The sequence below is a fragment of the Curtobacterium pusillum genome (assembly GCF_007673235.1).
GTDB classification, from domain to species: domain Bacteria; phylum Actinomycetota; class Actinomycetes; order Actinomycetales; family Microbacteriaceae; genus Curtobacterium; species Curtobacterium pusillum_C.
The window spans coordinates 869,271-895,642 of record NZ_VDZH01000001.1; the positions used below are offsets into that span (position 1 = coordinate 869,271).

Below are 26,372 nucleotides of genomic sequence, written 5' to 3' on the forward strand. Positions count from 1 at the left end.
TCCCAGCGTAGGGCGCGCCTAGAGTGTGGGGATGGCCAAGGCACGCGTGGACAGCTGGATCTGGGCGGTGCGGATCACGAAGACCCGCTCCGCCGCGACCGCCGCGTGCAAGGCCGGTCACGTCCGGGTGAACGGGGAGCGCGCGAAGCCCGCGCAGCCCATCGGCCCCGGGGACGAGGTCCGGGTGCGCCAGAACGGCTTCGACCGGATCGTCGTCGTCACCGGGATCATCCTGAAGCGGACGAGCGCCCCCGAGGCCGCGAAGCACTTCGAGGACAAGACCCCGCCGCGGCTCCCCAAGGAAGAAGCCGGCTTCGTCCCGATGCGCGACCGCGGCGCGGGACGCCCGAGCAAGCGGGAACGTCGGGACCTCGAGAAGCTCCGCGGCTACTGACGCTTCGGCTTGCCGTACGGGTCGACGACGACCTCGAACGCGGTCTCGCCGTCCCACTCGACCTCGACCGGCTGCCCCGTCCACCGTGCCTCGAGGTGCCCGTCGTCGTGCTCGTCGTTCCCGCACATCGCGGATCCGCTCGGGACCCGCTCGATCGCGACCCGTCCCTCGCGGCCGACGGCGAAGAGCTCGACGACGCGGCCTCGGATCCGCTGGTTCGGCACGGTGTCGTGCCGGACCTCGTCGAAGCGTCGCGCACCGTCCGCGGACACCACGCCGTACTCGACGACGTCGCCGATCTCGACGGCGGGCCCGCAGCACTCGTGCTCCCACCCGCCGACGAGGACCACCACCGGCTCGGCCATCAGACGAAGCGGACGGTCTGCTGCAGGCGGTCGCGGAGCTCGAACACGTCGACGCTCCCCTCGGGCGACCACACGCCGTTGAGCACCTGGCCGAGGGCGCTCCGCCGGACGACGAGCGCCGTGGGCTTCCGGGGCGAGCCGACGAGCTGGACGTCCTCGTCGACGGCGGAGTCCGGAACGACCAGCAGCCGGCCGGTGAACTTCACGCGGGTGGTCTTCTGCACGGCGCGGGCCGCGCGGACGAGTTCCTTCACGGGACGTTCCCCCGGCGCGAGGGTCTCGCCCGTGATCTCGCCGTGCTCGACGCGGACCGGGGCTCCCCAGTCGATGGACTCGAGCGCCCACAGGCCGCTCGGGGTGAGGACGGCGTGGTCGAGCTTGCCCTCGGCCCCGGCGTCGAGGTCGTGCCACACCGTCACGCCGATGCCCATCTCGGCGACGATCGAGGCGGTCGCCTCCTCGGCGAGGGCCTCGGCCAGCAGCCGACGGATGTGCCGTGGCGCGGAGCGGATCAGCGTGGGGTCGTACGGGTCCTCGATGGGGTCTCCCAGGCCGACCCACTCGCGTTCGGCCTGCAGGAAGACCTCACGCGACCGACCGCCGGGGTGTCCGTGGGACCGGGCCCGGGGCCGTGAATCGCGACGCGCCGCCGGGGGTGCGTAGGCGTCGCGACCGGTGTCGCTCCTCCAGGCCGACGAACCCGACGGGCCGGACGTGCCCTGCTGGCTGCCACGCTGGGAGCCCGCGTCGTAGGCGCGGCGTGCGGCGGGGGTGCCGACGCGTTCCCAGGCGATCTGGACCTGGCGGAAGCGGCGGGCGTCGCCGCCGAGGTCGGGGTGGGACTCGCGGGCGGCGCGGCGGTAGGCGCGGCGGAGTTCGTCGTCGTCGGCGGTCGCTCGGACGCCGAGGACTTCGTACGGGGTGGCGTCGGCCGGGCTGTCGGTCATGGCCCTGCGACATTACCCGAGGGAGCGTCGGAGTCCGCCGCGTGGCTGCTGGGTGCTGCCTGGAGGCGCGGGCGGCCCCGGCAGGTCGGCTCGCGTCGTCGTCGTCGCCGTCGCCGCCGACGCCTTCGAGTGAGCAGGAATCGTCGGGTCCAGTTCCGGCACTCGACGAACACTGCTCCGTCGACGGGTGCGAACCGGCGGATCAGGCGACGGAGAACGACACGGGGGTGGCGAGGAACGACGCGTAACGGCGGGCGGCGGCCTCGAGCGCGCGGACGGCAGCGTCGTCGAGCGGTTCGAACGGGGTCAGTGTGACCCGGACGTCCCGGGAGCGCTCCGTCCGGGTCCAGGCGCCGACGACCCGCCCGCGGAGGACGGCCATCGGCAGGAAGATCCCGTTGCCCCCGGGGACCACACGGTCGGCGTGCACGGGGTCGAGCTGGGCGGAGCGGTCGGCGTACCCGAGCAGGTACTCGTCGAAACCGGGCAGGAGGTGCCCGGTCGGGACGCCCCCGGTGGGCGGGCGGTCGGCGAGCGCGAGGAGCCCGTCGCCGAGGTCCTCCACGGTGTCGCCGGCGGCCGCCCGGGCACGTCGGACGTCGCCGAGCGGGAGCTTCGTCCAGCTCGCGGCATCGGCCTCGGTCGCGGGTCCCCGGCCGCGGAGGTACCCGACGAGCACCCGGCGCAGCGCTTCGTCCCGGTCGGGGAGGTCGGTGGTCGCCGGTGCCCAGTCGTCGAGGAGCACGAGCCCCTGGCCCACCCGTGCGGTCGGACCCCAGGCGACGAGCCCCTCCTGTGCGAGGCGGAGCAGCACGTGGTAGCCGCGACCGCCGGTCGGGTCGATGCCGGCGGACCGGTACGCGCTGAACAGGTCGTCACGGACGAGTGCCCGCCCGCCGGACAACGCGTCGACGGTGGTGTCACGGGCGGTGGCGAGGACCGCGTCGTCGATGCCGAGTTCCGTCGCGCGTCGGGCGATGGCGCGGATGGTGCGCTCGGCGGTCAGCGAGAGCAGCAGTCGGAGGTCGTCGGGGCGCATCGCGTGCAGGGTGCCGCGCATCGGCCACGAGCGGACGAGTTCCCCGCGGTCGAACGCGGCGCGGACGTCGTCGCGCGTCGAGCCGGGCGACCGGACACCGATCGCCCACAGCACCTGCCCGAGATCCTGCCCCTGGACGGCCGTCATCCGTTCGACCGCGGCGGCGGGACCGAGTCCGGGCACGGCGACCCCCTGCGCGGCGAGGCGCATCGCGCGCAGCTGGGCCGGGGTCGTCGTCACGGCACCAGCATGCCCGGTACCACCGTCACGCTCGACACCTCCGTCACGCCCGACACCACCGTCAGGCGACGGCGGCGGCGATGTCCTCGGCGTGCTCCTCGATGTACGCCACGTCGGCCCGGTAGAGCTCGGCGTGCCCGTGTTCCAGGTCGCTCACGAACTTCGGGTTGCCCGCGGCGGCCTCGGTCTCGATCGTCGTGACGAGGGCCACCAGCGAGCCGGTCATCGTCTCGGCGAGCAGCTCCCGTGACCGGGCGTCGAGCTCGTAGGCGCGGCAGAACTCCGCGGCGCGGTCGAGGCGCTCGTCGAGCGAGGGCGCGGTCGAGCCCTCGACGATGCCGGTCGTGAACGGGGCGAACCGGTACACGGCACTCGCCACGTCCCACACCCGGGGCCCGGGGTGGGCGGTGTCGAAGTCGATGAGCCCCACCGCGGCGATGCCGTCGTAGACGCAGTTGTACGGGGCGAAGTCGCCGTGCACGATCGTCTCGGCGGGGAAGCGCTCCGCCTGGGACCACACGTCGCGGGAGTCGTCCCGCGGGAAGGTCGCGGCGGCGTCGTGGTAGTGCCGCAGCAGGCGTGCGGTCGTGACGAGCGCGGCTTCGCTCGCGACGTCGGCGGTCCACGGGTACTCCCCCGCGGTGCCCGGCACGAACGACACCGTCTCGAGCGTGTCCCCGTGCTCGATCGGTTCCGGCGCCGCGACGAACCCCTGTTCGTGCAGGTGGGCGAGCAGCCGGTGCACGGTCGGTGTCCACGGCCCTGCTGGGCGGTGCACACGATCGTCGGCCCTGGTGATCCGCTCCATCGGAACCTCCTGTAGTACGTCTCCGTTGACGTGGTGGCCCAGCGTATCGGGCTGAGCAGCCCGGTGTACCGGTCCATTGTGAACTCCTCGTGTCACTATCGCATGCACCGTTGCATGCAAGGCGTAGAATCGATGATCGTGAGCACCCCGAGCACCCCCGTCACGAGCCAGGCAGCGTCCGACCGGGCGTACGACCACGTCAAGCGCGCCATCATCCGCGGCGACCTGCCCGGTGGCACCGCGATCAGCGAGAACGCCCTGTGCCACGAGATCGGCGTCTCCCGGACACCCGTGCACGAGGCGTTCCTGCGCCTCGCCGCCGAGGACCTGCTCACCCTCGAGTCCCGGAAGGGCGCCGTCGTCCGGCCGATGTCCCCGAACGAGGCGGTCGACGTGCTCGAGATGCGGGAGGCCATCGAGTCGACCGCGGCGACCCGCGTCGTGACCGACGGCCGCGCTGCGGACGTCACCCCGAGCCTCCAGGCCATGCTCGCGGAGCAGGAGCAGGCGGTCGCGACCGGCGACGTCGACCGGTTCATCGAGGTGGACGCCGAGTTCCACGGGGCCGTCATCGGCGCGTCGCGGAACGCGATCGCCGTCATGTTCGCCCGGACGCTGCGGGACCGGCAGCAGCGGCTCCGGCACCACCTGATGCGGCTCCAGCCGTCGCAGTTGCAGGCGTCGCTCGAGGACCACCGGGCGCTCGCCGCCGCGCTCGAGGCCGGGGACGCCGTCCGCTACGCCGAGGTCCTCAGCGCACACGTCGCGTCGCACCGAGGTGCGCTGTGAGCGCGGGCACCGACTCGATCGCGGTCCCGAGCGTCCGGGTCCTGCCGTGGGTCGCCGTCTGGGGTGCGGTGTTCGTCTGCTCGTGGGGCGGCAACCAGTTCTCACCGCTGCTGCTCATGTACGAGGAGCGTGCGCACTACTCGTCGCTCCTCGTCAACGTCTTCCTCGGCGTCTACGTCCTCGGGCTCGCCCCGGCACTGCTCGTCGCCGGGTCGCTGTCCGACCGGCACGGACGCCGGCCGCTCATGCTCGCGGGGATCGTCTCCGCCGTCGTCGGGAGCGGACTCCTGGCGTTCGGACCGCTCGGCGCGGGCTTCCTGATGGCCGGACGCCTGTTCTCCGGGATCACCGTCGGCATCGCGATGGCGGTCGGCAACAGCTGGGTCAAGGAGCTCTCCCAGGGACGCTTCGACCCGTCCGCCGACGCCGGCTCCGGCGCCCGCCGGGCATCGCTGGCGTTCACCCTCGGCTCGGCATCGGGTGCGCTCGTCGCCGGGCTGATCGCACAGTGGGGACCGATCCCCGAGGTCCTGCCGTTCCTCGTGCACATCTGCGTCGCGATCCCCTTCGCCGTCATCGTCTGGCGGACGCCGGAGACGAACCGCACCGGAGGCGTCCCCGGCCCGTGGTGGAGGCAGCTCGCGGTGCCGAGCGCCGGCCACCGCCGCTTCACCCGGGTCGTTCTCGTCGCGGCACCGTGGATCTTCGGCTCGGCGGCGATCGGGTACGGGTACCTGCCGACGAAGCTCGCCGGGGCGACCGGGATGTGGGGACTCCTGTTCGCCACCGCCGCCACCGTCGTCGCCCTCGGGGTGTCGAGCGCCGTGCAGCCCCTGGCGGCGCGGGTCAACTCGCTCCTCTCGGCACGCGGACTGCTGATCGCCGTGGGCCTCATGACCGCGGGCATCGCCGTGGTCGTCGTCGCGATCCAGCTGCAGTCGGTGGCGATCGGACTCGTGGCGAACGTGGTGATCGGCCTCGGCATCGGGCTCGCACTCGTGTCGTCGTTGCTCGAGGTGCAGCGCATCGCCGGGTCCCGCGACCTGGCCGGGCTGACCGGGGTGTTCTACGCGGCCGCCTACGCCGGGTTCCTGGCGCCCGCGGTGATCGCCACCGTGGCGAACGTCGTCGCCGTGCCCCTCATCCTGTGGGTCGTCGTCGGGCTCGGGGTGCTGTCGTGGCTGGCGATCCTGGTGTCGTCGCGGAAGCACATCCCGGCGCCCGCAGGCTAGGACCTCACAGCGAGAACTGCTCGCGCAGCCAGCTCGGGCCGTGCACCGCGGCGCCGATCGCCTCGACGCGGGCACGGAGCTCGCGGTCGGCGGTCACCACGACGACCGGTGCGTGCCCGGCGTCGAGCGCGGCCCGTGCGGCCTCGACGATCGCGTCGTCACCGGAGCCGGGCGCCCGGACGACATCGAGTGAGCAGGAATCGTCGGGTCGGGCATCGGCACCCGACGTCTTCTGCTCACTGAACGAAGCGGGCGAGCCCGACGCGCCCGCAGCGCCCGCGCCCGGCGCGCCCGCGCCGCCAGCACCCCGCGCCTCCCCCTCGAGCACGACCGTCCACCGCGGCCACCACCGGTCGAACGGCAGGTCCAGGAGCGCCGCCGGCACGCCCTCCGCGGCGAGCGCCTCGACCGACCCGAGCAACCGCGCAGCAGCCCCCGCCCGGTCCTTCCACCACCCGTCCGGCACGCTGCCGACGACGTTCGCGGCGTCCACCACGACGTGCGGTGTCGTCCCGAGCCGTGCCCGCAACGCCGGCCAGGACGCCCCGAACCCGGGGTGCAGGGGCAGGTCCTCGACGTCGTCGACGGGCACCCAGGCCAGTTCGAGGCTCTCGCGGTCCGCGATCACCGGTTCGAACGGACTGGAGGCGCGCCCCACCACCGTCGTGTACGTCCAGAACCCGAGGTCCAGCACGGACGTGTGCCGCAGGTCGACGCCGTCCTCCGGGACACCGGCTTCCTCGGCGGACTCGCGGAGGGCTCCGGTCACGGCGTCCTCGCCGAGGTGCCGGGCTCCGCCGGGGATCCCCCAGGTGCCGCCGTGGTGGCTCCACTCGACGCGGTGCTGCAAGAGCACCCGCCCCGAGCCGTCGTCGACGAGGAGCCCGGCAGCGCCGAAGCGCCCCCAGGCCTTGGTGCCGTCGGGGCCGATCGCCCAGGCGTCGCCGGGGTCGCGGGGGCCGGGAGGAGGCCCGGGAGGCGTTGCGTCTGGCACCCACCAAGCCTGTCACACGGCACCGCGCATGTGACCGGAGACGTCGGGAGCACGTCGTGTACGGTGTCGTCCGAGACACGGGGTGCCGCAACCAGCGGCTGAGATCACACCCGTCGAACCTGCTCGAGCTCGTACTCGCGAAGGGATCGTCCATGGAAACCGCTGCGCCCGAACCGTCCTGGGCCCACCGAACCGCCGAACTCCTCGAGGCCGTCCGTGCCCGGGGCCCGTTGGTGCACTGCATCACGAACACAGTGGTGCAGAACGTCACCGCGAACGTGCTGCTGGCCCTCGGTGCCTCGGCCGCGATGGTCGACGTCGTCACCGAGGCCGGGCCGTTCGCCCGGGTCGCCGACGCCCTGCTGGTGAACACCGGCACCCCGCACGCCGAGCCCCGGGCCGCGTCGCTCGAGGCCGCCTCGGCAGCCGTCGACGCCGGCACGCCCTGGGTGCTCGACCCGGTGGCGGTCGGCTCGCTCCCGGTGCGGACCGCGCTCGCCCGCGACCTGCTGGCGCTCGGTCCGACGGTGCTCCGCGGCAACGCCTCCGAGGTCCTCGCCGTGCTCGGTGCGTCCGCCGGTGGGCGCGGGGTCGACAGCACGGTGGGCACCGACGACGCGCGGGATGCTGCGGTCGCCGCCGTGGCCGGTCCGGACCCGGACGGGAGGCGCGTGGCCGCGGTCGCCGTGTCGGGTCCCGTCGACCTGCTGGTCGCGCCCGGCATCGGATCGGTGCGGGTCGCGAACGGCACCGAACTACTGACCCGGATCACCGGCGGCGGGTGCGCGCTGGGAGCGGTCGTCGCCGCGTTCACCGCGGTCTCCCCCGACGACGCCGGAGCGGCTGCGGTCGCCGCCGCCGCGGTACACACGATCGCCGCCGAGCTCGCGGCGCGGGACGCCGGCGGGCCGGGCACGTTCCAGCCGCTGTTCCTCGACCGGCTGGCGTCGCTCAGCCCGGAGGACGTCGTCCGCGAGGCCCGGATCTCGGTGGAGCAGGCACCCGAGACGGTCGGGGTCTCCGCGTGACCGGCACAGACGTCGGTGTCTACCTCGTCACCGACGGCGCGTTGTCCGACCGGCACTTCATCGGTGTCCTCGGTGTGGTCCGTGCCGCGGTGCACGGCGGCGTGCGGATCGTGCAGGTCCGCGACAAGGACGCCTCCGCGCGCGACCTGCTCGCCCTGACCTCCGCGGTGGCCGACGCCGTGGGCGACCGGGCGACGGTCGTGGTCGACGACCGGCTCGACGTCGCCCTCGCGGCGCGGCACGCCGGCCACCGGGTCGCCGGGGTGCACCTGGGGCAGTCGGACGTCCCGGTCGAGGTCGCCCGGGCCCTGCTCGGCGTGGACGCCCACGTCGGGCTGACCGCGAACACGCCGGAGCACCTCGCCGCCGTCGCCCGGCTCCCCCGCGGCACGGTCGACCTGCTCGGCGTCGGGGTCGTGCACCCCACCACGACGAAGGCTGACCACCCGCCGGCGCTCGGCCACGACGGGTTCGCCCGGCTCGCGGCCGCCACCGAGATCCCGTGCGTCGCGATCGGCGGGGTCACCCTCGACGACGTCGTGCCCCTGCGCGCCGCCGGGGCAGCCGGTGTCGCCGTGGTGTCCGGCATCTGCGCGGCCGCCGATCCCGGTTCGGCCGCCGCGGCGTACGTGTCCGCCTGGAGCGCATCGTGACCGCCGCACGGCCGACGGTCCCCCGTGTCCTGAGCATCGCGGGCACCGATCCGACCGGCGGCGCCGGGCTGCAGGCCGACCTGAAGTCGATCGCGGCGCACGACGGCTACGGGATGGGGGTCGTGACGGCGCTCGTCGCGCAGAACACCCACGGCGTGCGATCCGTGCACGTCCCCGACGCCGGGTTCCTCCGCGAGCAGCTCGACGCGGTGTCGGACGACGTGACGATCGACGCGGTGAAGATCGGCATGCTCGGCACCGCCGACGTCGTCCGCACCGTGACGGCGTGGCTCCGCGAGCATCGCCCGCCCGTGGTGGTGGTCGACCCGGTGATGGTGGCCACGAGCGGCGACCGACTGCTCGACGAGGACGCCACCCGCGCGGTGTCCGACCTGCTCGAGCTGGCCGAACTGGTGACGCCGAACCGACCAGAACTCGACGTCCTCGCGACGCTCGCCGGAACCGAACCCGGCAGCTCGCCGACGGCGACGGCACGGATCGTCGCCCGGACCTGGGACGTCCTCGTGCTCGCGAAGGGCGGCCACGACGACGGCGACACCTCCGACGACGTCCTCGTCTCGCCCGAAGGCACCGCGCGGACGTTCCCCGGCCCACGTGTCGCGACGACGAACACGCACGGCACCGGCTGCTCACTGTCGAGCGCGATCACGACGCTCGCAGCCCGCGACGGCGACTGGGAGCTCGCGATCGGCACCGCCAAGACCTGGCTGACCGCAGCACTCCGCGGAGCCGACGCCCTGCACGTCGGGACCGGCACCGGCCCGATCGACCACGGCGCCGTCGTCCGTGACGCCCTGCCCACGCCATCGTGGACGGACCGCTGGTGGACCGACGTCGCGGGCGTGCTGCAGGAGACGATCGACTGCCCGTTCCTGGTCGGCCTGCGGGACGGCACGCTCGACGCCGACGTCTTCGCGGGCTACCTCGCGCAGGACGTGCACTACCTGCGGGCGTACGAGCGGCACCTGTCGCAGCTCGCGTCGTGGTCGTCCGGCGACGCCGCGGCGTTCTGGACGGCGTCCGCCGAGGGCTGCGCCGACGAGGCCCGCGACCTCCACCACCGACGCCTCGCCGGCACGCACGCCGACGACCCGGTCCACCCGACCTGTGCCGGGTACCTCGCGCACCTGCAGGCGGCCGCCGACACCGGGTCGGTCGGAGTCCTCGCCGCAGCGGTGCTGCCGTGCTTCCGGGTCTACGCCTGGGTCGGCACGCAGCTCGGCGCCGTGCCCGCGGACCACCCGTTCGCGGACTGGATCGGGGCGTACGGCGATCCGGGCTTCGCGGAGGCCTCGGCCGCCGCGACCGCCCGTGTCGAGCAGCTCGCGACCGCTGCGACACCCGCCGAGCGCGGCGCGATGACCCGGGCGTTCCGCCGCAGCACCGAGTGGGAGCTGGCCTTCTTCCGCATGCCGCTGCTCGCGCCGGCGCGAGTCCCGGCCTGAACGCGAGAACAGTCCGTACGGACGAAACTCGGCCCACGCCCGGAAGGCGGTGCGGAACGGTCCGGAGGCGCGGGGCGGGGCCGCCACGCGCCTCCAGACCGTCAGACCGTCACCACACTGCGAAAGCGACACCGTCGCGCCGACGCACGTCGACCACCCCGCCAAGGCGACACAATCCCGCCACCCTTCGGCGGCAGACAGTCGCTTTCGCGGGTCGGGCCAGTCCGGAACGGGGTCGCGTCAGCGAGCCGGCGGCGACAGCCGCACCAGCTCGACGGTCAGGTCGTGCCGGTCGACCGTGCCGCGCATCCACGTGTGGTCCGGCTGGCGCCGGCGATCGGTCGGCGAACCGGGGTTGAGCAGGCGGAGCCCGGACGGCGCCACGGTGTCCCACGGGATGTGCGAGTGGCCGAACACGAGCACGTCGACGTCGGGGTACTCCGCGGTCATGCGACGCTCCCGGCCGGTCGCCGCACCGGTCTCGTGCACGAGGGCGAAGCGGAGGTCCTCGACGGCGAAGCGGGCGACGAGGGGCAGGCGGTCGTCGAACTCGGGTCCGTCGTTGTTCCCCCGGACCCCCTCGAACCGGCGCGACCGCGCCTGCACGGCGTCGAGCGTCGCGAGGTCCACCCAGTCTCCCGCGTGCACGACGAGGTCGGCGGCGTCGACGTCCGCCCAGAGCCGCTCCGGCAGGTCCTTCGCCCGCTTCGGCAGGTGCGTGTCGGAGAGCAGGACGAACGAGGTCGTCACGGTGCGGTGCGCCCGGGGACGGGCAGCCCCGCCTCGTCGGCGGCGCCGAGGCGTTCGAGCAGGCCGGCGAGCAGCGCGATGTCGTCGTCCGACCAGCCCGCGAGTCGTTCGTCGAGGGCGTCGCGGTGCAGCTGGACGGACCGTTCGAGTGCCGCGCGGCCCTCGTCGGTGACGCCGAGCGGCTTCGCGTTGCCCGTGCCGCCGTCCGTGGTCCGGATGAGCCCGGCGGCGAGGAGTCCGGAGAGCTGCCGCGAGATCGTCGACCGGTTGAGCCGCAGGTACCGGGCGATGTCGATGGCCATGCACCCGGGGTGCTGCACCACGAAGTCGACGAGGGACTGGTCGACGACGCTGAGGATGGACTCCGACCCACGGGCTCGGATGCTCGCACGACGGGTGATGCGGGCGAGCTCCGTGTAGGCACGCCCGATGTCGCTGTTGCGGACGTCGGGCTTCGGGTCGCTCATCGCCGGGCCTCCAGCCTGTCAGGGCCTGTTCGTTGCTGTGCCGGTGCCGACCGGCGGTGTTCGGTCCCGCCACCATACCGGCGGGTACGGTTCGCCGGGGGTCAGCGACCCGCCGCCGCGGCCTGCAGCGCAGGGATGTCGAGCTTCTGCATCTGCATCATCGCCTGGAATACGCGGGCGTTCGCCTCGGGGTCGCCCGAGCCGGTCATGAGGTCGCCCATCATCGACGGGGTGACCTGCCACGCGACACCCCAGCGGTCGAAGAGCCACCCGCACATCGACGGCCGTCCGCCGTCGGCGAGCAGGGCGTCCCAGATGCGGTCGAGCTCCGGCTGGTCGTCGACGTCGACCTGGAACGACACGGCATCGGTGTGCTCGTGCCCGGGTCCGCCGTTCATCGCCCGGTAGGGCCGGCCGAGGAGCGTGAACTCCACGACGAGCGTCTGCCCGTCCGGGGTCTTGCTCACGCTGTCGATGCTGCTGTCCGGGAACAGTGCGACGTAGTACTCCGCCGCCTGCTCGGCCTGGTCGTCGTACCAGAGGAACGGGGTGATCGTCGGCATGGGCGGGGCCCTCCGGTTCGGCTCAGTCCGCAGCGCCGCGGCTGAGCAGGTCTGCCTTCTCGGGGTGCTCGTCGAACCACTTGCCGACGAACCAGCACATCGGGACGATGCGCTTCGTGGAGTTCGCCTCGACGTCCGCGACCGCGAAGTCGACGAGTTCGGCGGCGTACCCGTGCCCGCGGTGCTTGGGCACCGTGTAGGTGTGCGGGAAGGCGATCGCGTCGCCGTTCTCGCGGTGGTCGAGGACGCTCACGAGTTCGCCGCCGACGTACATCGCGTAGCGGTCCTGGTCTGCCTCGTGCCGGAACTCGTGGTCCATGCCGCCATCATGCACCCGTGTGACCCCGCGTGACGGCAGCCGGGGAATGCGTCGGACCGGTCGGCGTTGCACGGACCCATGACAACCATCGGCATCATCGGCGCAGGCAACATCGGATCCCAGCTCGCACGACTCGCGGTGCAGCACGGTCACCAGGTGGTGATCGCGAACTCACGCGGCCCGGAGACCCTGACGGACCTCGTCGCGGAACTCGGCGACGGCACGCGGGCGGCGACCCGCGACGAGGCAGCCGCCGCGGGCGAGATCGTCGTCGTCACGACCCCGCTCGCCGCGATCGAGACGATCCCGGTCGAGCCGCTCGTGGGCAAGGTCGTGATCGACACGAACAACTACTACCCGCAGCGCGACGGGCACATCCAGGCCCTCGACGACGAGACCACGACCACCGCCGAGCTGCTGCAGGACCACCTGCCCGGCGCCCGCGTCGTGAAGGCGTTCAACCACATCGGTGCCGCGGACCTCACCGGCCACGCGACCCCGACGGGCACCCCGGATCGCCGGGCCCTCGTGGTGGCGGGTGACGACGACGCGGCCAAGGCCGTGGTGGCGGACCTCATCGACGAGTTCGGGTTCGACGTCGTCGACGCGGGCCCGCTCGCCGAGGGCTGGCGCATCCAGCGGGACACCCCCGGGTACGTCGCCCGGTTCACCGCCGACGAGCTCCGGGGCAAGCTGGCCGAGGCGAAGCGCTACCGCGACCAGTAGGTCCCGGCCGGCCGCGGCCTGCCGAGACTCGGGCCACGCGACACTTCTCGCGCGTTGGAGCGCGAGAAGTGTCGCCCACACCGAGACTCGCCTCGCGCGAGCGCCGCGAGCCCGGCCCCCGCACGTTCAGGCGCCGTCGAAGATCACCGTCATCTCGGCGATGTCGTCCTCCGACGGCGCCCACGCCGTGCCCGCCTCGGCGTTCTGCACGATCTGCTCGGGCTTCGTCGCCCCCGCGATGACGCTCGACAGCCCGGGCTGCGCCAGCAACCACGCGAACGTCGCCTGCAGCATCGTGACCTCGCGCTCGTCGCAGAACCGCTGGAACTCCTCGACGATCCCCCACGGCGCGTCGGCCAGTAGCTGCGGCTTCGCCTTCGTCAGTCGGCCGTCCGCGGGGCCGCCGTCCTTCGTGTACTTGCCGGTGAGCAGGCCGTTGTACAGCGGGAAGTACGGCAGGAACCCGAGCGCGTAGGCACGCACGGCGGGCAGGACCTCGTCCTCCACCGAGCGGGCGAGCGGGCTGTACTCGTTCTGCGCGGACACGAAGGCCGTGGTGCCGGCGATCGAGGCGGTGAGCTCGGCCTCGGCGATCTGCCACCCGGCGAAGTTCGAGTGGCCGATGTAGCGGATCTTGCCCTCACGGACGAGGTCGTCGAGCACGGACAGGGTCTCCTCGATGGAGGTCACGTCGTCCGGCCGGTGCATCTGGTACAGGTCGATCCAGTCGGTCCCGAGGCGCTTGAGCGACGACTCGACGGCGAGCCGCACGTACCGCCGGGAGCCGCGGACACCCCAGTCGGGGCCGTTCGCACCCTGCATGTCCATGCCGAACTTCGTGGCGAGGACGACCTCGTCACGACGCCCGGAGAGCGACTTGCCGAGCATCTCCTCGGACAGGCCGGGCCGACCGCCGTAGACGTCCGCCGTGTCGAAGAGGGTCACACCGGCGTCGAGGGCGGCACGGACGACGGCGTCCGTGCCCTCCTGCGACTCGGTGAACGTACCGGGTCGGCCGAAGTTGTTGCAGCCGATGCCGACGGTGGAGACGACGAGCCCTGACGGCCCGAGCGGACGGTGTTCGATTCCGGTCATGACTCGACCGTACCGGCGACCCCGGAACTGGGGCTGCGCCGGGCGCACGGGTTGCCGTTAGAACTGACGATGGATCAGCCTACGGAGGGAGCCGCAGTGGCATCGCATCGCATGCCGGACGACGAGCGACCGCGTCGCGCGGTCCCGGCTTGGGTCACGGCACCGCCGGAGGGCGACGGCCTGGAGGCACGCCCCACCCCTGTCGCGTCGGCCCCTGCACCCGAGACGGTCGGCCCCGGCAGCACGCTGCCCACCGTGCCGCCCGCATCCGCGCCCGGCGACGCCGACATCGTGGTCCCCGACTACCCGCCGCAGGAGGACCTGCTCCCGCCGGCCCCGACCTCGCCGGCGGTGCACACGGTCCCGTTCGAGCAGGCCCTGCTCGCGCCCGCGCCGGTGTCGCCGATCGACGCAGCTCCTCCGGCGCCCGTCGTGCCCGCGGTACCCGTCGTCGGGCAACCGCGGTTCTCCGTCCCCGGTCTGGAGCACGTCGTGGTCGAGGGCACCGAACCCGCCCCCACCGGCCCGATCGGCTACCGGACGCCCGCTCGCTTCGCCCGCCAGCAGGCCCCGCTCCCGGCTCCGGCGTCGGCTCCGACGCCCACCCGGTCGTTCGACGCCGTGATCGCGCCGCCCGCCTCGGCACCGACCGCCGCCCCGTCCTCCGCTCCCGCACCGGCACCGGAGTCCGAGACCACCGCACCACCCGCCGAGGCGACCGACGCCGACGGAGGCGAGCCGCGCCTCCAGGCTGACCCGGTGCGCGTCCGCAAGCCGCTCGTCGGGGCCACGCCGGGTGCCGTCCTCGGCGCCGTCGCCGGTCTGGCGACGCTCGGACTCGCGGCCGGGTGGTTCCTCGCTCCCGCGACCGTGCACGGTGTCGGGCTGGTGCTCGGTGTGCTCGCGCTGGTGCTCTCGATCGTGACGCTGCGGAACGGCGCGGCCACGTGGCAGCGGCCGATCGCGCTGCTCGGGGCGGTGCTCGGCGGCGTCGGCACGCTCGTGCTGCTGTGGGCGGTCGCCTCGGCGGTGCTGCCGCTCGCCGGCGTGACGCTCCCCGATCTCACCGGCACGGGCACGACCTCGAAGCTCGCCCCGTAGCGCGCCGGGCGCCGGGCGCCGTCGTTCAGTGAGCAGAAAACGTCGGGTGCGCGCCCTCGACCCGACGATTTCTGCTCACTCGACGACCGACTCGACGACCGTCGCCCACTCCCTCACACCGCGCGGACGACCCCGCGCGACAGGATCGCGTTCGTCAGGGCGTCGATCGGTTCCCGCTGCACCGTCGGGTTGGCGATGAGGACGTAGTCGACGGCCGGCAGGTCCGGCAGCCCGAGCCGCTGCGACACCTTCACGAGGTCCGCCGGGATGAGCGAGTGCGGGAACACCGCGACCCCGATCCCCGCCCGCACCGCCGCGAGCACGCCGTTCACGTCGCGGGTGTTGCAGGTGATCCGCCATGTGCGCCCCGCGGCCTCGAGGGCGTCGATCGCCATCTGCCGGCTGATGCTCGGCGCCTGGTACGCGATGAGCGGCACGGGCTCCCCTGGCTCGAGCGCGATGCCGTCCTGCGCCATCCACACCATCTGGTCGGTGGCGACGCGGGTGCCCTCGGCGGACTCCCCCGCGGTCTGCTTGATGAACACGAGGTCGAGCTGCCCGGCGTGCACCCGGCGGAGCAACGGCGAGGACTGGTTCACCGTCAGCTCGAGGTTCACCTGCGGGTGCAGGCGTCGGAAGTCCCGGAGGATGCGCGGCAGCTGCGTGATCGCGAGGTCGTCCGCCGCCCCGAACCGGAGCCGCCCGCGGGTCGCCGCCCCCGAGAAGTACGCGTCGGCGGTGGCGTGCGCCGCGAGGATCGTCCGCGCGAACCCGGCCATCGCGTCCCCGTTGTCGGTGAGCGCCACGCCCCGGGTGTCCCGTGCGACGAGGGTCCGTGCCACCGCGGTCTCGAGTCGTCGCACGTGCTGGGACACCGTCGGCTGGCTGATCCCGAGCCGCGCTCCGGCCTGCGTGAAGCTGCCCGTCTCGGCGACGGCCAGGAAGGTCTGCAGCAGGACCGGATCGAGCACGGGCACCTCGTTCGTTCGCGCGGTCATTCGACATCGCAATGGACTGATAGCCACCATAGGGGTATCGAATGACCCGCGGGCACGTAGTTTCGATGGGGTACCAGATCCGCAGCCGACGTCCGGAGATCCCCCACCGTGAGCGCGTCACCGACGACCCTCCCCCCGCCCACCGAACCGCTCCCGATCCAGGCCACCCGACCGCCGTGGCGCCACACCCTCATCGCCCTGTCGGTGCCGAACTTCCGGCTCTTCACCGCCACGAACCTCGTCGCCATGACCGCCGGCTGGATGCAGCGGATCGCGCAGGACTGGCTCGTCCTGCAGCTGACCGGGTCGGTCGCGCAGGTCGGCATCACGGTCGCGTGCCAGTTCGCGCCGATGCTGCTGTTCGGGCTCCTCGGCGGCGTGCTCGTCGACCGGTTCTCGAAGCGCGCGCTGATGATGATCACGCAGGGCTCGTTCGCGGTGCTGTCCGCGCTGCTCGCCGTGCTGACCCTGACCGGCGTCGTGCAGGCGTGGCACATCTGGGCGATCGCGTTCCTCGTCGGCATGGTCACCGTGATCGACAACCCGGCGCGGCAGGTGTTCGTCACCGAGATCGTCGGCCACGAGCACCTCCGGAACGCCATCAGCGTGAACTCGTCGGTGTTCCAGCTCGGCGGGATGATCGGTCCGGCACTCTCGGGTGCCCTGCTCGTCGCGGTCGGGGCCGGGTGGTCGTTCGGCGTGAACGCGATCGCCTGCGTGGCGGTCGTCGTGACGCTCGGGTTCCTGAAGGTCTCGGAACTGCACCGCACACCCCCGGCGCCGCGCGGCAAGGGCCAGCTCGTGGAGGGTCTCCGCTACGCCGTCCGGAAGCCGACCATCATCGTGCCCGTGATCTTGGTGGCGTTCTTCTCGGTCTTCGCGTTGACGATGCCGGTGCTGCTCTCGGCGTTCGCGTCGAAGGTCTACGACGTCGGCGCCGGCGGCTACGGCGTGTTCAACTCCGCCGTCGCGATCGGGGCACTCGTCGGCGCGCTGCTCTCCACCCGGCGCGCGACCGTCCGGCTCCGCACCATCGTCGGCGGGGTGTTCTGGACGGGGATCCTGCTCGTCGTCTCCGGCTCGATCCCCGCGATCGCGCCGTTCACCGTCGCGCTGGTCGCCGTCGGGATGTCCCAGCTGCTCTTCCAGACGGCGTCGAACTCACTCGTTCAGCTGTCCTCGAACGTGGCGATCCGCGGCCGCGTGATGTCGCTCTACGTCCTCGTGCTGCTCGGTGGCCAGGCGATCGGTGGCCCGCTCATGGGGCAGATCGTCGACCACTTCGGTGCCCACGTCGGCATGGTCGTGGCGGGCGGCGTGCCGGCCGCGGCCGCGGCCGTCGTCGGCCTGGTGCTCGCCCGCCGGGGCGGGCTCCACCTGGCGGTCCGGATGCGGCACCACATGCCGGTTCCGTCGATCGTCGGTCACCGCTGACGGACTGGAGGCGCGTGGCGGGCCCGCCCCGCGCCTCCAGTCCGCCCGTTGCGGGTGGGGGGTGGGGGGGCAAAACACCGGTGCCCACACTCGACACCGCGGAATCCCGCGGTGCGTTGCGTGAACACCGGTGTCTTGCGAAGGGCAGTGCGTCAGTAGGCGACGCCGAAGCGCGCGCGGTGGTGCGCCGGCGACGCGATCTCGTCGACGAAGGCCAGCGCGTAGTCCTCGCCGGAGATGTCCGAGTTGCCGTCGGCGTCGGTGAGCAGGACCTCGTCCGTGGTGCGGTAGGTGCCGCGACGCTCGCCGGGGTTGTAGCCGCCGAAGGCCGCCGCCGGGCTCACGTAGAACCAGTCGACCTCGGTGTCGCTCGCGCGGAGGGCGTCGAGGATCTGCGCGTGGCTCTTCGCCTCGCCCTTGAACGCGTCCGGGAACTCGGCCGAGTCGAACAGGCGCGGGCCACCCTCGGCGACGAGCAGCGAACCGGCACCACCGACGATGCCGAGGCGGGCACCCGCGGCGGCGGCTGCGTCGACGAACGGCTGGAACTTGTCCTTGAGCTCACTGCCGTCCGCCTGCACCGCGTGGAGGGCGACGACGATGACGTCGGCGCCCTTCGTGACGTCGGCGACGAAGTCGGCGTCGAAGGCGTCACCCTGCGCGAGGGTGAGCCCCTCGGCGGCCTCGAGCTTGGAGGTGTCGCGGGCGACGGCGGTGACGGCGATGCCGCGGGACAGGGCCTCGCGGGTGATGGCGGAGCCGGCGTAGCCGGTGCCACCGAAGACGACGATGCTGGTCATGGAGCTTCCTTTCGTGGAACGTTGACACTCACCGTACAAGCGTTACTCTCTTTGAGTAAGTAGGCACCTCACGGTGCGTAACGGAGGTCGTCGTGTCAGCACTCGAGTACAGCCCCTACGCCGCCGAGTGTCCCTCGCGGCAACTGCTCGACCGCATCGGCGACCGGTGGAGCGTCCTGACGATCGGCACCCTGGCCGACGGTCCGGCACGCTACTCGGCGATCGCCACCCGGGTGCAGGGCGTGTCGCAGAAGATGCTCACGCAGACACTCCGAGCACTCGAACGCGACGGACTCGTCACGCGCACGGTCTTCCCCGAGATCCCGCCGCACGTCGAGTACGAGCTGACCGATCGCGGCCGTTCCCTGCGCGAGGTGCTCGAGCCACTCGAGGACTGGGCAACCTCGCACATGGACGACGTCGCGGTGTCGCGCGAGGAGTACGACGCGCGGACGCGCTGAGCGCGCGGCGCCCGGCGCCCGGTGCCCGGCGCGCGGCGGCCCCGCGCGGTCACTCGGTGAGCAGGAATCGTCGGGTCACCGGACGTGACCCGACGATTTCTGTTCACTGGATGCGGTGGGCGCGCGGACCTGAACGCACCCGGAATCCCCGCACCACCACCGTGGTTGCCTGGGGACATGCGATCAGTCGTCTACACGAAGCCCGGTGACTCGTCCGTCCTGACCCTCGAGGAACGCCCGCTCCCCGAGCCCGGCCCCGGCGAGGTCCGCGTCCGGGTCGTCGTCTCCGGCGTGAACCCGACCGACTGGAAGGCCCGCGCCGGTGGCACCTACGGCGACGGACTGCCGTTCCCCGATATCACCCCGAACCAGGACGGCGCCGGCGTGGTGGACGCGCTCGGCGACGGCGTCGAGGAACTGTCCGTCGGCGACCGCGTCTGGCTGTACATGGCCGCCGCGAGCCGCCCGACCGGCACGGCGCAGGAGTACACGGTCGTTCCCTCCACTCGTGCGGTCCGGTTGCCGGAGGGCACCGGCTTCGACGTCGGTGCCTCGCTCGGTGTGCCGGCGATGACCGCGCACCGAGCCCTCACGACGCACGAGCAGGGGCCGTCGCGCCTCGGCCCGGGCGCCCTCGACGGGAAAACCGTCCTGGTCGCCGGTGGTGCGGGTGCGGTCGGCCACGCCGCGATCCAGCTCGCCCGATGGGCCGGCGCGACGGTGATCACGACCATCAGCTCCGACGCGAAGGCCGCCCTCGCGACCGCGGCGGGCGCCCACCACACGGTGAACTACCGGTCGGAGGACACGGCGGCCCGCATCCGTGAGATCGCCCCGGACGGCGTCGACATCGTCGTCGAAGTGTCCATCCCGCAGAACACCGGGCTCGTCGCGGACGTGCTGGCGAACCACGGAGTGGTGTCGATCTACGCGAACAACGGCGGTGACGAGGCCACGCTGCCGATCCGCCCGAACATGAGCGTGAACGCCCGCTACCAGTTCCTGCTGCTCTACACGATCGGCGACGACGCCCTGCACGCAGCCGCCGAGGACGTCACCTCAGCCCTGCGCGACGGGGTCCTGCCGGTCGGCGAGGACGCGGGACTGCCACTCGTGCGGTTCCCGCTCGAGGAGACGGCTGCCGCGCACGACGCCGTCGAGTCCGACACGGTCGGGAAGGTGCTCATCGACGTGACCACCGAGTGACGCGTGCGGTACGGATCCCGCCCGGTCAGCGAGCGAGCCGGGCGGCGATCCGTGCTTCGACCCGGCGTCGTGCCGCTGCACGCTCACGTTCGATGTTCGCCGCGATGACCTCGAGGTCTTCGTAGTCGGCGTCAGTGGTGTCGTCGGTCCAGTTCGGGGTGTACACCCGTGAACGTCCGAAGGGCTTCGGTTCGGGGGTCACGATGGTCATGGGGGGATCGTACGTCGAGCGTCCGACAAATCGTGTGAGCATCACGGGCCTTTCCGAGAGTCGCGGTCCCGTTCCGGGGACGAGTAGGTGAGGGAGAACGCCACCGCCATGAACGCGGCGACCACCGCGACGGTCTTCGCATCGAGATCGGTGAACGCATCAGGGGCCGGCGAGTCGACGGTGAGCATGCCGAACGAGTACTCGTGCGACCGGATGACGACGGAGACGTACGACCGGTACCGCGGTTCGAAACCCGGCAGGTCCTGGTCGACGTCGACGTCCGCCGCACGGTCCCCGACGATCCGCGGTGCGCCGCCGACGAGCACCCACTCGAGGTTGCGGTCCCCGTACGGCGTCCCCGCGCGGAAGACCCCGGCGGTGTCGCCCGCTCCGCCGTGCCCGATCGGTTCGAGCGCGCCCAGGTCCGCCGAGAGCTGGTACACGTTGGCGCGGACGTCCGGGACCTTCGGGAGCAGGTAGAAGGCGAGGGCCACCGCGACCCGGTCGGCGAACGCCGGGAGTTCGCTCCGACGGTCACGTCGCCGGAGTTCGGTGAACCGGACGAGCCGCGTGGCGAGCTGCCCGAACGCGTACCGGACCGCGGTCCCCTGTTCGAGCTCGACGGCCGCGGAGTCGTCTGCGGCGGCGATCCGTGACGCCTCGGCACGGCGGGCCCGCACCACCTGCACGAGCACCGCGGCGACGAGGACGACGAGCCCGAACACGACGAGCGACACCCGCACCGCCGACGTCGCGACGAGGTTCGGCAGCTGGAACGCCGCGGTGGGCGCTGCGGCCACCACGATCGGCCACACCACCGCGCCGATGCGCCCGGCACGTGTCCGGCGTCGTTCCTGTTCCTGCCCCATGCCTCGACGGTAGGCGGTGCCACCGACGCGGACGGAGTTGTCCACAGGGTGACGTGTGTTGTCCTCCGCAACGCTGACTTGACCCCCGAACAGGGGGCGCGCACGATCTGTCCATGAAGCAGCGACAGAACCTCAAGGCCCTCGCCTTCACCGCGACGGCAGCCCTCACCCTGCTCGGCGGCGCCCTCGGCGCCACCTCCGCGAACGCCGCCACGGCGTCCCCGCAGGTCATCGGCGGCGAACCCGCACCGACCACCCCGTGGGAGGTCCAGCTCGTCTTCCAGCAGGGCGGCACCGACACCTTCGGGTGCACCGGCGAACAGCTCAACGCCTCGTGGGTGCTCACCGCCGAGCACTGCGTCGACGGCACCACCGCGATGAACGTGTACCACTCGAACAGCACCACGAACCGGGGCACCGCGACGGCGGCCGACCGGCTCTACTCGGCGCCGTCCGGCGACATCGCGCTCGTGCACCTGCGCACGCCGAAGACCCTGTCCTCGTACGCACAGCTCGACCTCGGGTTCAGCCCGAAGTCCACCGGCACGGGGACGATCCTCGGGTACGGCAACCGCGCGAACAGCGTCCCGACCACCGGGCTCTACCAGGCCAGCGTGAACCTCACCGGCAGCTCGACCGACGCGTACGGCGGCCTCGCCCAGCACGTCACCGGGGTCTCGGGCGCCTCGAACCACGGTGACTCCGGCGGCGCACTCGTCGTGAACGGCAAGGTCGTCGGCGTCTGCTCCACGGGTGACGTGGCCGACCCGGGCGCGAACACGCACGCCGGGTCGAACTACGCCGTCCTCGCCCAGTCCGCCAGCTGGATCCGTTCGACCGCGGGCGTCTGACCCCTCGGCGCTCCGGGTGCCGAACCGCGCGTAGGAGGCCGAATCGCGCGTAGGAAGCTGGAACTTCTGACCTCCTACGCGCGATTCCGCTTTCCATGTCACGTGATGTGGGCAGTTCCCATCAACGGACTGGAGGCGCGTGGCGGCGCCGCCACGCGCCTCCAGTCCGTCGCCGGTCGCCACCACGGCGACACCGCAGCCTGGTAAGCAGGTCCCATGACCGACGTCTCGACGCCCGCACCCGGAACCAGAGCACTCGTCCTCGGGGGTGGCGGCGTCGCCGGCATCGCCTGGGAACTCGGGGTGCTCACCGCGCTCCGGGACGCCGGGGTCGACCTCGACGCGGCCGACCTCGTGGTCGGGACGAGCGCCGGCAGCGTCGTCGGCACGTTCGTCCGGTACGGCGGGCTCCAGCAGGCGTACGACCAGCAGCACGCCCCCGTCCCCACCACCTACGAGGAACCGGTCGCCATCGACGGCGAGGACTTCCAGCAGCGCATCGGCGCCGTCCTCGAGGGCGCGACCTCCGACCAGGACGCCCGCGCACGTCTCGGGCTCCTCGCGCAGCAGACCACGACCGGGCAGACCGACGACGAGCGCGTCGCCACGTTCACCGAGACCCTGCCCGCGACGGAGTGGCCCGCGAAGCCGCTCGCCCTGACGACCATCGACGCGACGGACGGCACCTTCCGCGTGGTCACCGCCGCCGACGGGATCCCGCTCCCCCGGGCCGTCGCGGCGAGTTGCTCCGTGCCCCTCGTGTGGTCGCCGGTCGGGATCGAGGGACGCCCCTACATCGACGGCGGTCTCCGCTCGGCGACGAACGTGGACGTCGCCGCTGGGTACGAGCGCGTCCTCGTCGTCGCCTGCGGCCCCGAGGGTCCGTCGCCGCTCGGGCCGTGGCTCGACGTCGCGGTCGAGGGACTCCGCGCCGCCGGCAGCTCGGTCGAGGTCGTCGTGGCGGACAGCACCGCGCAGCAGGCGTTCGGGACGAACTCGCTGTCCCTCAGCACACAGGCGCCGTCCGCCGACGCCGGACGGACCCAGGGCAGTGCGGTCGCCGAGGGGATCGCGGCGTTCTGGGCGTGATCCGGACGGGCACTTGTCCACAGGTCGGCGTCGTGACCGCCGCGCTGTCGGGTCTCGCCGATAGCGTGGGGGCATGACGACGCCGTTCTCGGACCTCGACCAGTACACCGCTCTCCCCCGCGTGGACGGGATCGCAGTGAGCCCGGACGGCTCCCGCGTCGCGCTCACCGTCAGTGTGCTCGACGCCGACGGCACCGGGTACCGGCGGTCGATCTGGGCGGTTCCTGGCCCGTCGTCGGACTCCGACTCTGCCCCGGTCAGGTTGACGCGCTCGTCGAAGGGCGAGGGCGGGGTCTCCTTCACCCGCTCCGGTGACCTGCTCTTCGTCTCCGGGCGTCCCGACGGTGAAGGCGACAAGGACAGCGACGCCCCGCAGCTCTGGCTCCTGCCCGCCACCGGTGGCGAGGCCCGACCGGTCACGAAGCTCGCGGGCGGGGTGGGCGGGGTGCTCGGGACCGCGTCTGCGGCCGACACCGTCGCGGTCACGGCCGGACTGCTGCCCGGGGCCGGCACCGACCGCACGGGCGTGGTAGCTGCCGACGCCGAACTGCGCGGGCGGCGGAAGGACCGGAAGGTGCAGGCGATCCTGCACGAGACGTACCCGGTGCGGTTCTGGGACCACGACCTCGGCCCCGACGAGACGCACGTGCTGACGCTCGACCTCGCGACGCTGCGGGAGCCGGCTCTGCACGAGACGCCGACCGAGTCGGGCGCGTCCGACGCCCCCGCTTACCCGGCCCACCTCCCCGTGCTCACCGACCTCACGCCGGCACCCGCTCGGTCCCTCGAACACGTCGACGGGGTGGTCGCGCCCGACGGCTCGGTGGTCGTCGCGACGGTCGCCGTCCAGGAGGCCCGTGGTTCGCGATCGACGATCGTCGCCTTCGACGTCGCGAGCGGCCAGAGCACGGTGCTGTGCAGCGACGACGCCGTCGACCACGAGACACCCACCCTCAGTCACGACGGGCGGACCCTGGCGTGGGTGCGGACGCCGCGCTTCACGCCGCAGGGTGCGACGCAGCAGGAGATCTGGGTGGCCGACCTCGACGGCACCACGGTGTCCGGTGCACGACGCATCGCCACCGACTGGGACCGCTGGCCGAACGAGCTGGTCTTCGCGCACGGCGACGGTGCGCTCCTGGCGACGGCGGACCAGGACGGTCGCGCACCGGTGTTCCGGCTGCCCCTGGACGGCGGCGCCGTCGAGCAGCTGACCCACGACGACTGGGCGTACTCGAGCCTGCACGTGGCGGACGCGAGTGGCGAGGTGGTGGCGCTCCGTGCCTCCTGGGCGGCCCCGCTGCACCCCGTGCAGATCGCGACCGACGGGACGGTGACGCCGCTCGCGACACCCGCCGCACTCCCCGACATCCCCGGCCGCCTGGAGGAGGTCGAGACGACGGCCGCCGACGGCTCCCGCGTGCGCGGCTGGCTCGTCCTGCCGCCGTCCGACGCCGGCGACGGGCCGCACCCGCTGCTGCTCTGGATCCACGGCGGCCCGCTGAACTCGTGGAACCAGTGGTCCTGGCGGTGGAACCCGCAGCTCGCCGCGGCGCGTGGGTACGCGGTGCTCCTGCCGGACCCCGCACTGTCGACCGGGTACGGGCTCGACTTCATCAACCGGGGGTGGAACGCCTGGGGTCAGGCGCCGTACACGGACCTGATGGCGATCACCGACGCGGTCGTGGCCCGGGACGACATCGACGAGACCCGGACGGCTGCGCTCGGCGGGTCCTTCGGCGGCTTCATGGCGAACTGGGTCGCCGGGCACACCGACCGCTTCCGAGCCATCGTCACCCACGCCAGCCTGTGGGCGCTCGACCAGTTCAACGGCACCACGGACATGTCGCAGTACTGGCAGTCGATCTTCGACGCCGACGGACTGCACGAGAACGACCCGCAACGGTTCGTGGCGGACATCACCTCACCGATGCTCGTCATCCACGGCGACAAGGACTACCGGGTGCCGATCGGCGAGGGCCTCCGGCTGTGGTCCGAGCTGGCCGAGCACCACGCGTCGGCCGACGGGACGATGCCGCACCGGTTCCTGTACTTCCCGGACGAGAACCACTGGGTGCTCAAGCCGCAGCACGCGGTGGTCTGGTACGAGACGGTGTTCGCGTTCCTCGAGCAGCACGTGCGCGGCGGCGAGTGGCAGCGACCGGAGCTGCTCGGGTAGGGCGCCGGGCCGATCCGACCCGGGTCGGCCTGCGTTGGCCTGCGTTGGCCTGCGTTGGCCCGGTCCGACCTACACGAACGCGGCCTGGCCGGTGATCGCGCGGCCGACGATGAGGGTGTTCACCTCGCGCGTGCCCTCGTACGAGTAGATCGCCTCGGCGTCCGCGAAGAACCGCGCGACACCCTTGTCGAGCACGATGCCGTTGCCGCCCTGCACCTCGCGGCACCATCCCACGGTCTCGCGCATCTTCGCGGTCGCGAACGCCTTTGCCAGGGCGGAGTGCTCGTCGCCCCCGACGCCGGCGTCCTGCATGGCCGAAGCCTGCGTGCAGAGCGCGATCGAAGCGGTGATGTTCGACAGCGACTTCACGAGCAGGTCCTGCACGAGCTGGTGCGACGCGATCGGCTTGCCGAACTGGATCCGCTCGCGGGCGTAGGCGAGGGCGGCTTCGTAGGCGCCGACCGCGATGCCGACGGCCTGCCAGGCCACCTCGGTGCGGGTCAGGCGGAGCACCTCGGCCGTCGAACGGAACGAGTCGGCGCGCTGGAGTCGACGCGACTCCGGCACCCGCACCCCCTGCATGACGATGTCGGCGTTCTGCACCCCACGCAGCGCGATCTTGTCCTCGATCTTGGTGGCGGTGAAGCCGGGGGTGTCCGTGGTGACCAGGAAGCCCTTCACCTGCTCGTCGGCGACGTCCTTCGCCCAGATGACGACGACGTCGGCGAAGGTGGCGTTGCCGATCCAGCGCTTCTCACCGTCGAGCACCCACGAGTCGCCGTCGCGGCGGGCGGTGGTGCGCAGGCCACGGGCGGAGTCGCTGCCGGACAGCGGTTCGGTCAGGCCGAACGCCCCGATGAGTTCGCCGGCGGCCATGCGCGGCAGCCACTCGCGCTGCTGTTCCTCGCTGCCGGCGACGGCGATCGAGTTCATCGCCAGACCCGACTGCACACCGATGAACGTCGCGACGCTGGCGTCGACGCGTCCGAGTTCGAGCGCAGCCCACCCGCGGTACACGGCCGAGTTCTCGAACTGGCGCACCAGCGGGATCCCCGGCCCGTACATGCCCAGCTCGGCGAGGGGCGCGATCACCTGCATCGGGAACTCGGCGCGTGCCCAGTACCCGTCGGCGATGGGCGCGACCTCGCGCGCGAGGTACTCGCGGAGCCGCCCGATCGACGCGCGCTCCGGCTCGGTCAGCTGTTGTTGGAAGCCGTAGAAGTCCGATTCGAGGAGGCCCGTCGTGGGCGTCAGCGTTGACATGGAACCAACGATGCATCATTCTCGAAAACGTTGCA

The 26,372-nt window shown here is 72.6% G+C and carries 29 protein-coding genes and 1 riboswitch; of the genes, 14 read left to right on the plus strand and 15 right to left on the minus strand.

Going from position 1 to position 26,372, the window contains the following annotated elements:
- Positions 1-31: 31 nt before the first annotated feature.
- Complete coding sequence (locus FS532_RS04005; protein WP_070418630.1) at positions 32-394, plus strand: RNA-binding S4 domain-containing protein; 363 nt, start codon at positions 32-34, stop codon at positions 392-394.
- Here the strand turns inward: FS532_RS04005 and FS532_RS04010 are convergent.
- The 4 genes from FS532_RS04010 to FS532_RS04025 all read right to left on the minus strand — a co-directional run bounded on the left by FS532_RS04010 (position 388) and on the right by FS532_RS04025 (position 3,793).
- Positions 388-759, minus strand: coding sequence for a DUF6578 domain-containing protein (locus FS532_RS04010; protein ID WP_186321898.1), 372 nt, complete (start codon positions 757-759; stop codon positions 388-390). The genes FS532_RS04005 and FS532_RS04010 overlap by 7 nt on opposite strands.
- A complete protein-coding gene (locus tag FS532_RS04015; RefSeq protein WP_144750462.1) occupies positions 759-1,706 on the minus strand; it encodes a J domain-containing protein in 948 nt (315 codons plus the stop codon). Before FS532_RS04015 ends, FS532_RS04010 begins: the two co-directional genes overlap by 1 nt.
- Before the next feature lie 202 nt (positions 1,707-1,908).
- A complete protein-coding gene (locus FS532_RS04020) occupies positions 1,909-2,985 on the minus strand; it encodes a winged helix DNA-binding domain-containing protein (RefSeq protein WP_144750464.1) in 1,077 nt (358 codons plus the stop codon).
- A gap of 61 nt (positions 2,986-3,046) precedes the next feature.
- A complete protein-coding gene (locus FS532_RS04025) occupies positions 3,047-3,793 on the minus strand; it encodes a phosphotransferase enzyme family protein (protein ID WP_144750466.1) in 747 nt (248 codons plus the stop codon).
- 138 nt (positions 3,794-3,931) lie between these two features.
- On the opposite strand from FS532_RS04025, the gene FS532_RS04030 reads away from it, so the two are divergent.
- Together FS532_RS04030 and FS532_RS04035 are read left to right on the plus strand one after the other, a co-directional pair.
- Positions 3,932-4,582, plus strand: coding sequence for a GntR family transcriptional regulator (locus FS532_RS04030; protein WP_222121928.1), 651 nt, complete (start codon positions 3,932-3,934; stop codon positions 4,580-4,582).
- The gene (locus tag FS532_RS04035; protein WP_144750470.1) at positions 4,579-5,814 is read left to right on the plus strand and encodes an MFS transporter; all 1,236 of its coding nucleotides are present in this window, start codon (positions 4,579-4,581) and stop codon (positions 5,812-5,814) included. Before FS532_RS04030 ends, FS532_RS04035 begins: the two co-directional genes overlap by 4 nt.
- Before the next feature lie 4 nt (positions 5,815-5,818).
- Here FS532_RS04035 and FS532_RS04040 read toward each other — a convergent pair whose 3' ends face one another.
- Positions 5,819-6,808: an NUDIX domain-containing protein gene (locus tag FS532_RS04040; RefSeq protein ID WP_144750472.1), complete on the minus strand. Its 990-nt coding sequence runs from the start codon at positions 6,806-6,808 to the stop codon at positions 5,819-5,821.
- 68 nt (positions 6,809-6,876) lie between these two features.
- A riboswitch (TPP riboswitch) is annotated at positions 6,877-6,972 on the plus strand.
- Here FS532_RS04040 and thiM point away from each other — a divergent pair.
- From thiM to thiD, 3 genes are all read left to right on the plus strand, one after another.
- Positions 6,961-7,836: a hydroxyethylthiazole kinase gene (thiM, locus tag FS532_RS04045; RefSeq protein ID WP_144750474.1), complete on the plus strand. Its 876-nt coding sequence runs from the start codon at positions 6,961-6,963 to the stop codon at positions 7,834-7,836. Its footprint overlaps the riboswitch before it by 12 nt.
- Positions 7,833-8,489, plus strand: a complete 657-nt coding sequence (gene thiE / locus FS532_RS04050; RefSeq protein WP_144750476.1) for a thiamine phosphate synthase — start codon at positions 7,833-7,835, stop codon at positions 8,487-8,489. The genes thiM and thiE overlap by 4 nt, the downstream gene beginning before the upstream one ends.
- The gene (gene thiD, locus FS532_RS04055; RefSeq protein ID WP_144750478.1) at positions 8,486-9,955 is read left to right on the plus strand and encodes a bifunctional hydroxymethylpyrimidine kinase/phosphomethylpyrimidine kinase; all 1,470 of its coding nucleotides are present in this window, start codon (positions 8,486-8,488) and stop codon (positions 9,953-9,955) included. Before thiE ends, thiD begins: the two co-directional genes overlap by 4 nt.
- Before the next feature lie 240 nt (positions 9,956-10,195).
- Here thiD and FS532_RS04060 read toward each other — a convergent pair whose 3' ends face one another.
- From FS532_RS04060 to FS532_RS04075, 4 genes are all read right to left on the minus strand, one after another.
- Complete coding sequence (locus tag FS532_RS04060; RefSeq protein ID WP_144750480.1) at positions 10,196-10,705, minus strand: metallophosphoesterase family protein; 510 nt, start codon at positions 10,703-10,705, stop codon at positions 10,196-10,198.
- Positions 10,702-11,172, minus strand: a complete 471-nt coding sequence (locus FS532_RS04065; protein WP_144750482.1) for a MarR family winged helix-turn-helix transcriptional regulator — start codon at positions 11,170-11,172, stop codon at positions 10,702-10,704. Before FS532_RS04065 ends, FS532_RS04060 begins: the two co-directional genes overlap by 4 nt.
- A gap of 101 nt (positions 11,173-11,273) precedes the next feature.
- Positions 11,274-11,735, minus strand: a complete 462-nt coding sequence (locus FS532_RS04070; protein WP_144750484.1) for a VOC family protein — start codon at positions 11,733-11,735, stop codon at positions 11,274-11,276.
- 22 nt (positions 11,736-11,757) lie between these two features.
- The gene (locus tag FS532_RS04075; RefSeq protein ID WP_097179476.1) at positions 11,758-12,054 is read right to left on the minus strand and encodes a GNAT family N-acetyltransferase; all 297 of its coding nucleotides are present in this window, start codon (positions 12,052-12,054) and stop codon (positions 11,758-11,760) included.
- Positions 12,055-12,132: 78 nt separating this feature from the next.
- Here FS532_RS04075 and FS532_RS04080 point away from each other — a divergent pair, with 78 nt between their 5' ends.
- Positions 12,133-12,780, plus strand: coding sequence for an NADPH-dependent F420 reductase (locus FS532_RS04080; RefSeq protein WP_144750486.1), 648 nt, complete (start codon positions 12,133-12,135; stop codon positions 12,778-12,780).
- Positions 12,781-12,906: 126 nt separating this feature from the next.
- Here FS532_RS04080 and FS532_RS04085 read toward each other — a convergent pair whose 3' ends face one another.
- Positions 12,907-13,875, minus strand: coding sequence for an aldo/keto reductase (locus tag FS532_RS04085; protein ID WP_144750488.1), 969 nt, complete (start codon positions 13,873-13,875; stop codon positions 12,907-12,909).
- A 255-nt stretch (positions 13,876-14,130) separates the two neighbouring features.
- On the opposite strand from FS532_RS04085, the gene FS532_RS18590 reads away from it, so the two are divergent.
- Positions 14,131-14,976, plus strand: a complete 846-nt coding sequence (locus FS532_RS18590; RefSeq protein ID WP_186321899.1) for a hypothetical protein — start codon at positions 14,131-14,133, stop codon at positions 14,974-14,976.
- 113 nt (positions 14,977-15,089) lie between these two features.
- On the opposite strand, the gene FS532_RS04100 is transcribed toward FS532_RS18590, so the two are convergent.
- Positions 15,090-15,947, minus strand: coding sequence for a LysR substrate-binding domain-containing protein (locus FS532_RS04100; RefSeq protein WP_079238798.1), 858 nt, complete (start codon positions 15,945-15,947; stop codon positions 15,090-15,092).
- A gap of 135 nt (positions 15,948-16,082) precedes the next feature.
- Here FS532_RS04100 and FS532_RS04105 point away from each other — a divergent pair, with 135 nt between their 5' ends.
- Positions 16,083-17,408 (plus strand): MFS transporter, encoded by a 1,326-nt coding sequence (locus FS532_RS04105; RefSeq protein ID WP_144750494.1) that lies wholly within the window; start codon positions 16,083-16,085, stop codon positions 17,406-17,408.
- A gap of 152 nt (positions 17,409-17,560) precedes the next feature.
- Here the strand turns inward: FS532_RS04105 and FS532_RS04110 are convergent, their stop codons facing one another.
- On the minus strand, positions 17,561-18,208 hold the full coding sequence (locus FS532_RS04110) for an NAD(P)-dependent oxidoreductase (RefSeq protein WP_144750497.1): 648 nt from the start codon (positions 18,206-18,208) through the stop codon (positions 17,561-17,563).
- A gap of 92 nt (positions 18,209-18,300) precedes the next feature.
- Between FS532_RS04110 and FS532_RS04115 the strand changes: the two genes are divergently transcribed.
- Positions 18,301-18,669 carry a winged helix-turn-helix transcriptional regulator gene (locus tag FS532_RS04115; protein ID WP_144750499.1) on the plus strand — a complete coding sequence of 123 codons (369 nt, stop codon included), beginning with the start codon at positions 18,301-18,303 and terminating at the stop codon, positions 18,667-18,669.
- 177 nt (positions 18,670-18,846) lie between these two features.
- Positions 18,847-19,875, plus strand: a complete 1,029-nt coding sequence (locus FS532_RS04120; protein WP_144750501.1) for an NADPH:quinone reductase — start codon at positions 18,847-18,849, stop codon at positions 19,873-19,875.
- A gap of 25 nt (positions 19,876-19,900) precedes the next feature.
- Here the strand turns inward: FS532_RS04120 and FS532_RS04125 are convergent, their stop codons facing one another.
- Both FS532_RS04125 and FS532_RS04130 read right to left on the minus strand, forming a co-directional pair.
- Positions 19,901-20,086, minus strand: a complete 186-nt coding sequence (locus FS532_RS04125) for a hypothetical protein (RefSeq protein WP_079238793.1) — start codon at positions 20,084-20,086, stop codon at positions 19,901-19,903.
- 41 nt (positions 20,087-20,127) lie between these two features.
- Entirely contained in the window at positions 20,128-20,955 is an 828-nt protein-coding gene (locus FS532_RS04130; RefSeq protein ID WP_144750503.1) for a GAF domain-containing protein, read from the minus strand.
- Positions 20,956-21,068: 113 nt separating this feature from the next.
- On the opposite strand from FS532_RS04130, the gene FS532_RS04135 reads away from it, so the two are divergent.
- The 3 genes from FS532_RS04135 (at position 21,069) to FS532_RS04145 (ending at position 25,074) form a co-directional block, all read left to right on the plus strand.
- Positions 21,069-21,806: a S1 family peptidase gene (locus FS532_RS04135; protein WP_144750505.1), complete on the plus strand. Its 738-nt coding sequence runs from the start codon at positions 21,069-21,071 to the stop codon at positions 21,804-21,806.
- 216 nt (positions 21,807-22,022) lie between these two features.
- A complete protein-coding gene (locus FS532_RS04140) occupies positions 22,023-22,895 on the plus strand; it encodes a patatin-like phospholipase family protein (RefSeq protein WP_144750507.1) in 873 nt (290 codons plus the stop codon).
- A 73-nt stretch (positions 22,896-22,968) separates the two neighbouring features.
- A complete protein-coding gene (locus FS532_RS04145; RefSeq protein WP_144750509.1) occupies positions 22,969-25,074 on the plus strand; it encodes a S9 family peptidase in 2,106 nt (701 codons plus the stop codon).
- Between the two features lie 69 nt (positions 25,075-25,143).
- On the opposite strand, the gene FS532_RS04150 is transcribed toward FS532_RS04145, so the two are convergent.
- The gene (locus FS532_RS04150; RefSeq protein ID WP_144750511.1) at positions 25,144-26,337 is read right to left on the minus strand and encodes an acyl-CoA dehydrogenase family protein; all 1,194 of its coding nucleotides are present in this window, start codon (positions 26,335-26,337) and stop codon (positions 25,144-25,146) included.
- Positions 26,338-26,372 lie beyond the last annotated feature (35 nt).

Bases quoted from the DNA above. Each gene is read 5' to 3' on its own strand.
- FS532_RS04085 (WP_144750488.1), bottom strand. From the start codon at position 13,875: ATGACCGGAATCGAACACCGTCCGCTCGGGCCGTCAGGGCTCGTCGTC.
- FS532_RS04075 (WP_097179476.1), bottom strand. From the start codon at position 12,054: ATGGACCACGAGTTCCGGCACGAGGCAGACCAGGACCGCTACGCGATG.
- FS532_RS04140 (WP_144750507.1), top strand. From the start codon at position 22,023: ATGACCGACGTCTCGACGCCCGCACCCGGAACCAGAGCACTCGTCCTC.
- thiM (WP_144750474.1), top strand. From the start codon at position 6,961: ATGGAAACCGCTGCGCCCGAACCGTCCTGGGCCCACCGAACCGCCGAA.
- FS532_RS04015 (WP_144750462.1), bottom strand. From the start codon at position 1,706: ATGACCGACAGCCCGGCCGACGCCACCCCGTACGAAGTCCTCGGCGTC.
- FS532_RS04150 (WP_144750511.1), bottom strand. From the start codon at position 26,337: ATGTCAACGCTGACGCCCACGACGGGCCTCCTCGAATCGGACTTCTAC.
- FS532_RS04110 (WP_144750497.1), bottom strand. From the start codon at position 18,208: ATGACCAGCATCGTCGTCTTCGGTGGCACCGGCTACGCCGGCTCCGCC.
- FS532_RS04145 (WP_144750509.1), top strand. From the start codon at position 22,969: ATGACGACGCCGTTCTCGGACCTCGACCAGTACACCGCTCTCCCCCGC.
- FS532_RS04125 (WP_079238793.1), bottom strand. From the start codon at position 20,086: ATGACCATCGTGACCCCCGAACCGAAGCCCTTCGGACGTTCACGGGTG.
- FS532_RS04065 (WP_144750482.1), bottom strand. From the start codon at position 11,172: ATGAGCGACCCGAAGCCCGACGTCCGCAACAGCGACATCGGGCGTGCC.
- FS532_RS04010 (WP_186321898.1), bottom strand. From the start codon at position 759: ATGGCCGAGCCGGTGGTGGTCCTCGTCGGCGGGTGGGAGCACGAGTGC.
- FS532_RS04025 (WP_144750466.1), bottom strand. From the start codon at position 3,793: ATGGAGCGGATCACCAGGGCCGACGATCGTGTGCACCGCCCAGCAGGG.
- FS532_RS04135 (WP_144750505.1), top strand. From the start codon at position 21,069: ATGAAGCAGCGACAGAACCTCAAGGCCCTCGCCTTCACCGCGACGGCA.
- FS532_RS04120 (WP_144750501.1), top strand. From the start codon at position 18,847: ATGCGATCAGTCGTCTACACGAAGCCCGGTGACTCGTCCGTCCTGACC.
- FS532_RS04005 (WP_070418630.1), top strand. From the start codon at position 32: ATGGCCAAGGCACGCGTGGACAGCTGGATCTGGGCGGTGCGGATCACG.
- FS532_RS04070 (WP_144750484.1), bottom strand. From the start codon at position 11,735: ATGCCGACGATCACCCCGTTCCTCTGGTACGACGACCAGGCCGAGCAG.
- FS532_RS04080 (WP_144750486.1), top strand. From the start codon at position 12,133: ATGACAACCATCGGCATCATCGGCGCAGGCAACATCGGATCCCAGCTC.
- FS532_RS04130 (WP_144750503.1), bottom strand. From the start codon at position 20,955: ATGGGGCAGGAACAGGAACGACGCCGGACACGTGCCGGGCGCATCGGC.